Consider the following 12,817-nt stretch of genomic DNA (forward strand, 5'->3'; position numbering starts at 1 on the left):
GCCGCTCGGCGCCTGATTGAGCATGGTCGGGCCGGCGTGGGCCAGCGGATCGCTCACCGAACGCGCTGCCAGCAGGTTGCGCAAGGCATCCGGCGGTTCGCTGTCGGCGTCCGGGCGCTGTAGCACCAGGATGTGGCAATGCTGGAGCAACTCTTCCCAGCGGTGCCAAGTGGGCAGGCCGCAAAATGCGTCCCAGCCCAAAAGCAGAAAAACCTGGGTTTCAGCGGGCATTTCGGCGCGCATCAACTCCAGGGTATCAATGGTGTAGGACGGTTTGTCCCGCTGCAGTTCGCGGGCATCCACCACCAGCGGCGGCACTCCGGCCACCGCGCACTCGACCATCGACAAGCGGTCCTGCGCCGACACCTGCGGCGTATTGCGATGCGGCGGCCGTGCACTCGGCGTCAGGCGCAACTCGTCGAGCGCCAGCGCTTCGGCAACTTCCAGGCCACCGCGCAAATGGCCGATGTGCACCGGGTCGAACGTGCCGCCCAGCACGCCAATGCGGCGGGGGCGCGACTCGCTGCCGGCTTGCGGCGCTGTCAGGTCAAGGTCGGTCAAGTCAGACCGTCGCCTGGCCGCGCAACTGGCCATCACCGACCACGATGTACTTCTCGCAGGTCAGTCCTTCGAGCCCCACCGGGCCGCGGGCGTGCAGCTTATCAGTAGAAATGCCGATCTCGGCACCCAATCCGTATTCAAATCCATCGGCAAAGCAGGTCGGGGTGTTGATCATCACCGACGCCGAGTCGACTTCCGCCACGAAGCGACGAGTATCGGCGAGGTTTTCGCTGACAATCGAGTCGGTGTGATGGGAGCCATAATGGTTGATGTGTTCGATGGCCTGATCCAGACCGTCGACGACACGGATCGACAAAATCGGCGCCAGGTACTCGGTATTCCAGTCGTCTTCGCTGGCCGCGACGGCCTCGATGATCGCCCGGGTGCGCTCGCAGCCACGCAGTTCGACGCCTTTTTCGCGGAACTGGGCGGCCATCGACGGCAGGAAATCCTTGGCAACAGTTTGATCAACCAGCAACGTTTCCATCGCGCCGCAGATGCCGTAGCGATAAGTCTTGGCATTGAAGGCAATGCGCTGGGCTTTCGGCAGATCGGCGTGGGCACTGACGTAAACGTGGCAGATACCGTCCAGGTGCTTGATCACTGGAACCCGCGCATCGCGGCTGATGCGTTCGATCAGGCCACGGCCACCGCGCGGCACGATCACATCGACGTATTCAGGCATGGTGATCATCGCGCCAACGGCGGCACGGTCAGTGGTTTCGACCACTTGCACCACGGCGGCGGGCAGTTCGGCTTCGGCCAGACCGCGCTGAATGCATGCGGCAATCGCCCGGTTGGAGTGAATCGCTTCGGAACCACCGCGCAGGATGGTCGCGTTGCCGGACTTCAGGCACAGGCTGGCGGCATCGATGGTCACGTTTGGCCGGGATTCGTAGATGATCCCGATCACGCCCAGTGGCACGCGCATCTTGCCGACCTGAATCCCCGACGGACGGAAGCTCATGTCACGGATCGCACCGACCGGATCCGGCAGCGCTGCCACCTGACGCAGGCCGACGATCATGCCGTCGATACGCGCCGGGGTCAGTTCCAGACGTTCCAGCAAGGCCGGCTCCAGACCGTTGGCGCGACCGGCGGCCAGATCCTGTTCATTGGCTGCAGCGAGCTCGGCGCGCGCAACGTCGAGGGCATTGGCAGCGGCCTGCAAGGCGCGGTTTTTCTGCGCGGTGCTGGCACGGCCGATGACCCGGGAGGCTTCGCGGGCGGCGCGACCCAATCGGGTCATGTAGTCAAGAACGGACTCAGTCATGGTCTGCTGGGGTCTTGGCAAAGAGGAAAGCGGCAGATTATAGCTGTCGCGTCCCGGGACTAACAGCGGTGACAGGCGGATGGTCGAAATGAACGCTGATTCGCCGGCGTTCAGGCCCAATTAAGCCGCGCGTTGTTATCATCACGACCTCCTGAACCTGGATAAACATCGCCTGCCATGTCCAACCTGACCGTTCGCAACCGCGCCGAACGCCTGCCGCTGGGGCTGCCGGACGCCTTTTTCGACCGAGATGCGCAAGTGCTGGCGCAGGATCTGCTCGGTAAAGTCATTCGTCACAGGGTCGGCGATCTGTGGCTGAGCGCGCGAATCATCGAAACCGAAGCCTATTACTGTGCAGAAAAAGGCAGCCACGCCTCGTTGGGCTACACAGAAAAGCGTAAGGCTTTGTTTCTGGATGGCGGCCACATCTATATGTATTACGCCCGTGGCGGTGATTCGCTGAACTTCAGCGCGCAGGGACCTGGCAATGCGGTATTGATCAAATCCGCCTATCCGTGGGTCGATGAAATCAGCGGTCCGGCGAGTCTGGCGCAGATGCTGCTGAACAATCCCGATGCGCAGGGACGTGCGCGTCCCTCGCAAAAGCTCTGCGCCGGGCAAACCCTGCTGTGCAAAGCGCTGGGGCTGAAAGTGCCGATGTGGGATGCCAAGCGTTTCGATCATGAAGTCCTTTTGGTCGAAGACACCGGACCGGCGCCTTCGCACATCATTCAAACCACCCGCCTGGGCATTCCCCATGGCCGGGACGAACACCTGATGTACCGCTTCGTCGACTCAGCTTATGCGCAATGGTGCACGCGGAACCCGCTGCGACGCGGCCAGGTCGAAGGCCGGGATTATTTCCTGCTGTAAACACGCACTCATGCAGGAGGTGCCTAAGGCTGCTCCTACATGGGATCATCAATGGTTTGGAGTTTTTTGGTATGGGCCCATGGCTCGATAGCGTGACTGGCTGGCTGGCGGCCAATCCACAATGGCTGGCTGTTGCGGTGTTCATTGTGGCCTTTGTGGAATGCCTGGCGATTGCCGGTTTGATCGTGCCCGGCACCGTGCTGCTGTTTGCCGTCGCTGTTCTGGCCGGGAGCGGCGCACTGTCGCTGAGTGAAACCCTGTTGCTGGGTTTTCTCGGCGGGATTCTCGGCGACGCCGTTTCGTACTTCCTCGGCCGCCATTTCCACCAGAACATTCGGCGCCTGCCGGGGCTGCGTCATCATCCGGAGTGGATGGCCGGCGCCGAGTCCTACTTCCAGCGCTACGGCATTGCCAGCCTGCTGGTCGGCCGCTTCATCGGGCCGTTGCGGCCGATGCTGCCCATGGTCGCCGGCATGTGCGACATGCCCTTCCCGCGTTTTGCCGCTGTCAGCCTGCTGGCCGCCGCCGGCTGGAGTCTGGCTTATCTGCTGCCCGGCTGGGCCACCGGCGCGGCCTTCCGCCTGCCATTGCCTGAAGGGTTCTGGCTGGAGGCCGGGATTGTCGCCGGCAGCATCGCCGTCATGGTCGGCCTGAGTGTGAACAGCAGTTTGCGTCGCCACCGCCGCGCGACGATCTGGATCAGCAGCATGAGCCTGTTGATTCTGATTGGCCTGTTCATCGGCTATCCGTATCTGACAGCACTCGATCAAGGCGTGATGACACTGGTGCAGGAGCATCGCCAGCCGGTGCTGGATGAAATCGCGGTCACGCTGACCCTGATCGGCGAGTTCCGCAACATGCTGCTGTTCAGCGTCCTGCTGACCGGGCTGTTGCTGCTGTGCCGGCAATGGCGTCAGGCGATCTTCGTCGGCGGCACGCTACTGGTGACCGCACTGGCCAACACCGGAACCAAATACTTTTTCGCCCGGGTGCGCCCGGAAGTGCTGACCGATCCACTGACCACTTACAGCATGCCCAGCGGCCACGCATCCGGTTCTTTCGCGCTGTTTCTGACTCTGGCGGTGCTGGCGGGTCGTGGTCAACCACCGCGCATGCGCCTGACCTGGTTGCTGATCGCCTGTATTCCGGCCCTTTCCATTGCGCTGTCGCGGGTCTATCTGGGCGCTCATTGGCCAACCGACGTATTGGCCGGTGCCATGCTCGCCGCCTGTGTCTGCGCCGCTGCCCTGTGGCTGAGTCAGCGCAAAACCCCGCTCAACCCCATGCCGTTCAAGATCTGGTGGTTGATCCTGCCAGCCATGTTGGCGCTGTTTGGCTTTTTCGTTCTGCGGCATCTGCCTCATACGTTGCTGCGTTACGCCTATTGAATGAGGAGATATACAAGTCTTATTCCCTCCGCGCTGCTCTTTTAGGAAATATCCGACATGAGCAGCGCTGTTTCCTTATTAAAACTTACTCGCCCGAGGTAAAACTTCTTATTTACCAAACTGCAACTTCCTACACTTCAAACGAAAAACAATAGAGGTTACACATCACCTGTAAACCGCGACAACAACGCCTTCCATAACTTGAAAAAACCGTTAGATTAAATCCACAACACTTGAAACCCTTCGGCAGATTCTCGCCATTTAAAGTGAGACTGCTTGCACTTGCCTGCCAGATAAACAACTCAACTTACCAATCGAGGGTTTCAATACATCAACTGATTTCGAGTACGCCATGAGTCCAAAGATACCGCGCAAACCACCCCAGCCCTCAACGCAACAACCTGACTCAAGCACATTCCCGCCCTTGCGAACCGATGCACCAATCACTACAGGCGGGCCTTTCATTTTCCGCTTACCGGGTTTGCCGAGTAGCCAGGACCCCGTCCACAGCGCTGGCGGCCGTCCGCCCCTGGATAACACCCCGCCTGCCGTCGTCATCCACCCCATGCCGACCACTCCCCCTGCTCGCCTTTCAGGCGATAACTCACCAGACACTTACTGGCTGCGCGACGACTTCCTGCGCGGCATGAAACCGGCGCAGGCTGACGGTTTTCGCTGGATCGTCGGACGCCAGTTTGTCGACGTCGAATATGAAGGAGGCTTGCGCACCACCCATGTCGGCCAGGATGCCGCCGGGCTATATCACTGCAAGTTGATCACCGAGCGAGCAGCGTCCGGGCCGGCGCTTTACAGGAATGAAGGCCGGTTGACCTGGCGCCTGACCGAACATCCAGCGCCTGTCATGACCTCGACGAAACGCCCAGCACCGCCCATGAGCGTACAACCCGGGATGGCTCCCGTCGCGAAACAGCCTCGACCTGCCCACCTCGATGCGAATCGGTACAACGCATCCCTGCGTTCGCCGGATGCCCAAGGCTATTACGAATTGGCATCCGCGTCCGGAGTGAACAATACGGTGACGCAATTTGCTTTCATGGATCGCTTCGGCCGGTGGATCCCGGTTGAGGCACCGGCGCGCGGATTCGCTGCTCAGCCCACGCATCTGAAGCACTGGACCGATCACGAGATCTGGCAGGTGTATGACATCCATGGCCAGGATCTCGTGCGATTTCGCACCGAAGCCCAGGCGAGCGGCAAGCGCCCGCAGTGGGCAGAACCCACAGTCACCAACCCGCACCGCGACTTGCTGCGCGACACGTTGCGCTGGCTGCACCCGGCCATGAGCCTTGCCCAGCGCGAGGCATTCCTGCAGTCCTACAACCTGCTGCCTGGTCAATTGACCCGCTTGCAACAGGACCTGAAGGCTGAACTGAAAATGCCGCAATGGGCGCAAGCGCACAAAAGCCTGATCGACGACATCGACCATCCGCAGCGCCTCGAACAAATGAGCCGGGATGCCATCAAGGAACTCAACCTCAAGCGCGATGCCCGGCATGACTGGTACAGCCCCGAAACCAGCATGACCGCGCCAGTGCGTGAAGCATTGCTGAATAAACTCGGTTATCTGCGCAACAAGAACAATTGCCTGTACCGCACGGACATTCCGGCGCTGTTCCGTGGCGATGAGCGCACACCGTTCGAGCTCGCCAGTGACGGCTTTATGCTGCCGCGATACCAGCACAAACCGGGGGCTACCACGCACAAGCCGATGAGCGCGACCTTCAGCCTCAAAGAAGGAAAAATGTACGCAAGCGCGCCTGATCCCGAGTACTTGAGCTTCAACAGTCAGACGAACAAATACCCGGGACGGGATGCTGACAATAACGCTTCAGGCAGTGAGGCCAGTGACACAGAAAGCACCACATCGACCGAATGGTCCGATGCAGCAAGCCCGACTCCTTGGGATCACGATCGTCACTATGAATCGACGCGCACACGCCAGAAGGAAATGTTCCTGTATGTGCTCGACACCCGCCACCTGGAAGTGGTGCCCCATGAAGAAAACATGAGTTTCAATTCAACAGCCCGTGACACGCCCCCCACCTGGTTTCCCTCCGATGACTTCGAAGGGCTGATTTCGGTCAGCCGCAGCGGACTGGATGCCGATCGTATCTGGCTGCTCAATTCAGCCCTGACCAAAGCGGTAAAGATCGACGACCTCAACGACCAGGCTGGCGCCAGCGCTGAGCGCATCGAAGCCGCCACCCATGCCGGACACCAGAACAAATTCGAGTACGACCAACTGATCGACAAAGTCGAGGCCTCGGGCAAACCCGTGCTCAGGCTATCGGGTAACGGCGAAGAATTTGCCTACGACATCAGTTGGCCCGAGTCGGCCACGCCAACGACTCAACATCAGTGACACACCGGTACGGACACCGGTCATGGGTTTTCATTAAAGGATTAATGACATGTCAAAAATTATCGCTCCACCACAAATACCCAATATCAGCCCCGTTCAAGTCAATCCCCTCAGCGCCTCGGCCAATCCCCATGCACCGCAGGCGGGCAGGCTCAACAGCGCTACGCCGGCAACCGACGCTGACGCCTCTTATCGACGCACCCTGAAATCCCTCGACAAACATTTCGGCGCCCTGCGCATCGGTGAAATGCTCACCAGCCGCGTCGAACTCCAGGCTTTGGGCGCGACGGTGCATGGCCAGCCCATCAGCCCGGCGAATGCCGGCATGCAGCGCGTGGAGCAAAGCTTTCTCGACGGGCTCAATTTCGACGCAGACCGGGTGCAGGCGCGCTTGCTGTCCGTGGAGACCCCGGACAGCAATGTGGCGGCGCTGCTGTTCTATGAAATCGCCTGCAAGCGCTCGGTCAACGCCGGGCCGTTGTTCGTCGCCGATACGACCATCGCCCCCGGCAGCGCGATGGATCGTCTGAATCAGTTGGGCAAGGCTGCGCAAAAGCTGGATATCCATCGCGCCGACGCGCTGGAAAATGCCCCGGGCTGGATCAGCAAGAACAAAAGCTATCTGATGAGCGGCGCCGGCGTCGGCATGCAGGCATTTGGCATCTATAGCGGCTACAAGGCCATGATCGATGCGATCAAGCATGGCGACACGCTGGAGGCGGTTTTCCAGGGCGGCTCGATCGCCGCTGAATTTGGCTCGTTGATCATCGAGCGGGGGCTGACCAAGACCGGTGAAGCCATGCTCAGGAATGGCGGCACTGCGCTGAAGTACTTCCCGCTGACGTCGGTAGGCAAATACATGAGCCGCGGCGCCGGGATGTTCGCCAGCGCAATCACCCTGCCCTTCGACATCGCGGACGCCATCAAATCGTTCAATGCCGCCGCCGCAGCGCAGGGTAAAGAGGCCCAGGATCACTACGTCAGCGGTGGCCTGAGCGTAGCGGGTGCGGGAATCAGCCTGGTGCTGGGCGTCGCCGCGCTGGCCGGTTTCGGCAGTACCGCAGGCCCTGTCGGTCTCGTCGCCGCCGGGTTGCTCATCGCCGCCTCGATGATCTATCAGGCCGCACGCGTGGTGGACGACATCGATGATTACATCGAACTGACCTTTGAAGAACGCCTGCGCTCGGGCTGGTTCGCCTTCACCAATCAGGAGCTGGACCAGGACGTACTGGACCGTTTCAAGCTTTCCAAGGGCTATCGAGACCACCAGCAGCAGCTCGAATTGTCAGCCAGGGACATGCTGGAGGGCGCCTACAGACACTCCATCGAACATGTGATCAATGGCGCCTTCCAGGTTGAATTGAAACCCGTTGAAATCTGGCGCTACCAATGGGACGAAAGCGCCGGTCAAGAGCCGTTCAAGCTCGACAGCCAGGCAGTCGTTGTAGGCGGCGACGACGTGATCGATGCCGGCGCCGGCCTGCCCGCCACCCTCAAAGGCAAAGTATCGGGCAGTGCCGGTGCCGAAAAAGGCATCTTCTGGCGCTTGGGCGATGGCAATGACCGAGTCATCGGTGTCCGCGACAAGCCCAATCTGTTTACCTATCGCGCGGATCACAAGGCACTGACCGGGGGCGACAGGAACGATGCGTTTTATCAGGACATCACCGAGCAGGAGTTGAACCGGATCAGCAAACCGGCGCACCTCAATGTGCTGGATGGCGGCACAGGTTCCGACACCCTGGCCTTCGAGGGCAGCCGCCCGCTCAGCGACACCCGCCACATCGGCCACGACATCAACCTGCACAGCGGCAGAGTAACGTTGCGGGGCCTTGATCCTGACATCGATGCCGTTGAGGTCGCCCAACTCACCTCGATCGAAAACGTCTCGACATTGCGCAAAGGCACCAGCCGTGTCAGCGGAAACGATGAGGCCAACCAGATTTCCGCCAATGGCTACGACCGCATCAACGCCGGTGGCGGCGACGACACCATTGCGCTCTACGGATGGGACTGTCGGGTGGAAGGTGGCAGTGGCGCAGATCGTTATTACATCGCCAGCAGCAACGCGCGAACGACCATTCTCGAGGACGGTGAACAGCCGAGCCTGATCGAGTTCGGCTGGCCGGCAGACGTCATACAGCGCTGGCAGGTCGTCGGCACTTCGCTGGTGGTCAGTTCATTGCGCGGCGAGGATGGCAACGATCCCGAGCATGTCCTCACCCTGGAAAATGTCTATCAGTGGGTCGATGGCAAACGTCAGCTGAAAAATGATCGATTGCGGTTCAAGACCCAGGATGGTTATGAACTACTGGCTCAGCTACCCCAGCAGCCGGATGAGGCACCGCGTCAGAATATCGAGCCCGCCGTGGTCGTGATTGGCCAACCGGCAGCGGCGCCGCAAATCGTCAACGGCGGCACGGTCGAGATCGCCGAACAAGGTTTGAAGCAGCACTTTGTGTCGCGCACGGGCCGTCAGGTGGAATTCGTTGCCCAGCGCAACACTGCCGAAACGGCACGCAGCGTTTATCTGGAGTTCGACAGCACTGAAATCATCGACGTGCAAGTCAGCTATGAAGTGCAGGTGCGCAAAGGCGTCTCCGGCAATACGCATTTGTATTACACAGACTTCACCCTGTCGCTCAGGCTGCCCTCGAAAGTCGTGATGTTCAAAGGCGTCGTCCAGCCCATCGCAGCGGCCACCGGTTACAGCGGCAGAAACAGCCTGAAAGTCACCACGCCACGCCTGCGGCAAAACGTTGTGCTGATCATGCAGGACCAGGTTTCATACCGGCTGCAGATTCCAGAGCTGGACTATGAAGACGATGCGAAACACCCCGGCCCCCGCATAAGCAGCACCCGCAGTTGCCTCAAGAAACGCAAGGGCAACTATCGCTTTGTCAGACCGCTGGCCAGCGTGAAGCCGCTGATAACAGCAGTGCCCAGTCGTATTACCATCGACACCGGATCGCACACAGGCATCTATGTGCTCGAAGGCCAGAGTTCGACTTACGACATCCACCTGGCCAGCAACACCATCATTCGCCTTTCGACACCAGGCGCCGCGGCCAAAACCGCCGATGCTTCGACCTGGACGCTGTACACCCACACACTGAAAGAAACCGTCACACGCGATGACATACAACTGGACGGCAATCGCTTGCGCGTCGCCAGTGTCACGATCGAGTTGCCCGATATCGAGAACGACGTTCCGGTGGAGTCCATCAACGTGGCGACTTCGGCCGGCAATATTTATGAAGTTTCCCTGCTGTTCGAAGTGCTTCAGCTGTACGTCATCGATGCGCGTGGCTACGCCAGCGTCGAAGCGCTGTTGGCCGAGATCAATGCGCATCAACAGCGCAACGAACTGGCGGCCAGAGTTTACGTCACCCACATCGGCGTCAGAGCCGGAACCATTGGCACGCTGGTGTACAACTCAGTGAGGACGTATTGGGGCCTGGATTCCGATCCACAGGCGCGAATCAAACCCGAAGATCTGCTCCTTTCAAGCAACAAGACCTGACCGCGCTCCGCCCGGTCTCATCGACGTGCCCGTGTGGATATGACGTCCACGCTGGCACCTGCACACTTCAGCCGACGGACAGGCTGACTCGCAAAAAAGGAGTTCATGCATGCGCCAAAAACCGGGCCCACGCCCCAAATCACCGAAAATCGACACACCGGCGACCTCAGCAGCGCTACCGGTGGATCATTCGGCTAACAACCCGATATTCCCCACCCCCGACAGCATTCCGGGTCATTTACCGGTCGATTTGCCCTCTTCATCCAAACGACCTCGGGTGGAAGAACCCGGAACCTCCCGACCAAAAACCTCCCCCATCGACGTGAGCGTTGCACCGAACTCTCCAGCAGGCACGCCCGCTTTTTCAATGAGGTCACTGGAAGACGTCGCGCACCCGTTTTTTGGCGATCTACCAGCGCCGAATACATCCGGTATCCGCCATTATCTCGGCAAGGACTGGGTGGATGTGCAACTTCCAGACACGGAAGGCCGGCACCACGTTTGCGTTCAATACGATGAAGACCTGAGGGCATATCGAGTGATGTCCTTCAGGCGCCTGGCACCTGGCCCACCGATCTACCGGACCACGCAGGACAATCTATGGAGTCTGGATCGACACCTCACCGTCCTTAAGGGCGATGACTATGCGTTTTCCGCGACGCCTGATACTGATGGCTATTACGCGTTTCGCGCCCTCGGCTCGGGCGATGATGCGGCCATCCTCGGTTATGCCATCAAGCACCCGGAGCATCACTGGCTAGCCATCGATCCTGCGCAAGCGAAGGACAGGAGGTCAGCGGTTGCGCAATGGTCGGATCAGGACATCCAGCGCATGTACATTGTGGATGACGCAAGGATTTCGGACTTCCGTACACAAGCGCAAGCGTCCGGCAAGGCGCCGGACTGGGCACCTCGGGCACAGAACAGCGAAGACCCTTTATTTGTGGCCGATTCGTTGAAGTGGCTCCATCCACAAATGCCTTTGGCCCAGCGCCTGGAATTGCAGCGCAGCTATAACCTGACCCAGGATCAACTGTGTCGGCTACGTACAGAGTCGGGTGATGGCCAGATACCGCCATGGGCTGAGCAGCATAAACGCCTGACGCTCGACCCGACCAATGACCAGCGCTTCAAACTGATTACCGATGAGCTGGACAACTACATTCAAGACTTGAGGAGCAAAGGGTTGGCTCTCGATCATCACTGGCCCGCCACCCGCTACAGCGATGCTTTTTTAGCCGACTACGCAGCCCACCTCGGCTACCAGCGAACAACACACAACATGCTCTACCGCACCGACATCCCGGCGATGTTCCGTGGCGAAACCCGATTGCCGTTCGAGCTGGCCAGGGATGGCCGGATGATGTACCGCAAAGGCAATCCCACCGGTACCACCAACAAGCGCGCGCTGAGTGCAACGTTCGGACTGCATGACGCCACCGCGTACGCGGCGACCAAGGGCGGCTTCTATCACGAACTGCATTACAACTCGCAGGCCAATCGCTTTCCCGGCGTCAACCCGAAAAGCGCGAAAGGACAAACCGGCGAGTCCTCCGATTCGGGCAGCTCGGTATCGGAGGGTAAACGGACCGGCGACGAGGCCGACTCTGATAACTCCTTCGTTTTCGACGACTCGACAGGTTACGAATCCACGCGCCGCGAGCAAACCACGTCATTTGTCTACGCCATCGACACCCGTGGCCTGGAAGTGGTCCCAGGGGCAGAGAACAAGGCATTCAACCCCGCTAACGGCAAATTTTTCTTCGACGACCTGGAGGGGCATATCTCCACGCCCACACGCGGCATCAGTGCCGAGCGGATCTGGCTGGTGCGCTCCGACCTGACGAGCGCCGCCCGGGTCAAGGATGTACTGGAGCAGGCGGGTGACCGAGTTGCTGCGATCGAACAGGCGACTTGGGCGGGAACCGACAATCGAGCGGCGGGTTACTTTGGCAGCAACGCTTATGACAGCCTGATCGACGACATTGCCCGTTCAGGCGGCGTGATACTGGACCTGCCCAAAGGCGACAAGACGTTCGCCGACGACATCGCCTGGCCGGTTCCCGAGCATGACCGGCCTTGAACCCATTCAGCCAACGGATGGCTGAATCAACGGGCACTAACGCCGACGGCCCTCACAGCAGCACCGCAAGAGCCATAGCGATTACGCAGATGCCTGAGACGCAGTAAACAGCCTGACACAAGGCGCCATTCATTAATGGATGGCGCTTTGATTAAACAGGGCGGGGGGACGCTATTTAACAACTTCGACCACAAACTTTGCAGGTCTGTTATTGAAAGCGTTATGCCCCGTTACATTAGGGTCCACATTCAGAAATGTGCTCATGCCACTACTGATATTACGATACAGCGGCCTGTTATTAGGTTCGCTGCTCAGTTCGAGATAAGCAGGGCCGGATTCGATATTGCTGAAAGAGGCCTTCTTCGCACCATATGTGCTGATTGAAAAGTACTGCTCGGGAGCGCTGGTACTGGCCAAAAGATTATGTGTCTTGTCCTCTATGAACAACCGCGCACCTTCGAACGCTCCCGCACGTTCAAGGTAGATTGCATATTCATTAGCCTTTGGGACGAACTTCAACAGCAGTGGTGTCTCGTCTTCATGGTCAGCCAGCGTTAGGAGACTGGACACACGCGAATCTGCCAGCCCCACTTCGGCATCCAGTTTCTCACCCTTGGTTATTCGCAAGTCGCGCAAAGCCTGTTGCAGACGTTGTTGATTGAGTATCACTGGCCGTCCATCAAGATAAAGATGCGCCGTGAAGGTTGGATCGTTTATTTTTGCTAAAGTCATG

General features: G+C 59.4%; 8 protein-coding genes. 5 read left to right on the forward strand and 3 right to left on the reverse strand.

The genetic code is table 11. From position 1 onward, the window contains the following. Together nadD and ACIF4X_RS20665 are read right to left on the reverse strand one after the other, a co-directional pair. On the reverse strand, positions 1–594 hold a 594-nt coding region (gene nadD, locus ACIF4X_RS20660; protein WP_397483530.1), incomplete at its 3' end, for a nicotinate-nucleotide adenylyltransferase. Then, positions 563–1,834, reverse strand: a complete 1,272-nt coding sequence (locus ACIF4X_RS20665; RefSeq protein WP_397483531.1) for a glutamate-5-semialdehyde dehydrogenase — start codon at positions 1,832–1,834, stop codon at positions 563–565. The genes ACIF4X_RS20665 and nadD, both read right to left, overlap by 32 nt. 177 nt (positions 1,835–2,011) lie before the next feature. On the opposite strand from ACIF4X_RS20665, the gene ACIF4X_RS20670 reads away from it, so the two are divergent. From ACIF4X_RS20670 to ACIF4X_RS20690, 5 genes are all read left to right on the forward strand, one after another. Continuing rightward, positions 2,012–2,707, forward strand: coding sequence for a DNA-3-methyladenine glycosylase (locus ACIF4X_RS20670; protein ID WP_397483532.1), 696 nt, complete (start codon positions 2,012–2,014; stop codon positions 2,705–2,707). Between the two features lie 71 nt (positions 2,708–2,778). Beyond that, positions 2,779–4,095 carry a bifunctional DedA family/phosphatase PAP2 family protein gene (locus ACIF4X_RS20675; protein WP_397483533.1) on the forward strand — a complete coding sequence of 439 codons (1,317 nt, stop codon included), beginning with the start codon at positions 2,779–2,781 and terminating at the stop codon, positions 4,093–4,095. 565 nt (positions 4,096–4,660) lie between these two features. Then, the gene (locus ACIF4X_RS20680; protein WP_397483534.1) at positions 4,661–6,478 is read left to right on the forward strand and encodes a hypothetical protein; all 1,818 of its coding nucleotides are present in this window, start codon (positions 4,661–4,663) and stop codon (positions 6,476–6,478) included. Between the two features lie 49 nt (positions 6,479–6,527). Then, positions 6,528–10,001, forward strand: coding sequence for a calcium-binding protein (locus tag ACIF4X_RS20685; protein WP_397483535.1), 3,474 nt, complete (start codon positions 6,528–6,530; stop codon positions 9,999–10,001). 109 nt (positions 10,002–10,110) lie between these two features. After that, positions 10,111–12,084, forward strand: a complete 1,974-nt coding sequence (locus tag ACIF4X_RS20690) for a hypothetical protein (RefSeq protein WP_397483536.1) — start codon at positions 10,111–10,113, stop codon at positions 12,082–12,084. A gap of 171 nt (positions 12,085–12,255) precedes the next feature. On the opposite strand, the gene ACIF4X_RS20695 is transcribed toward ACIF4X_RS20690, so the two are convergent. After that, positions 12,256–12,816, reverse strand: coding sequence for a hypothetical protein (locus tag ACIF4X_RS20695; RefSeq protein ID WP_397483537.1), 561 nt, complete (start codon positions 12,814–12,816; stop codon positions 12,256–12,258). Position 12,817 lies beyond the last annotated feature (1 nt).

Source organism: Pseudomonas sp. NPDC085632 (assembly GCF_044541255.1).
Classification (GTDB): Bacteria; Pseudomonadota; Gammaproteobacteria; order Pseudomonadales; family Pseudomonadaceae; genus Aquipseudomonas.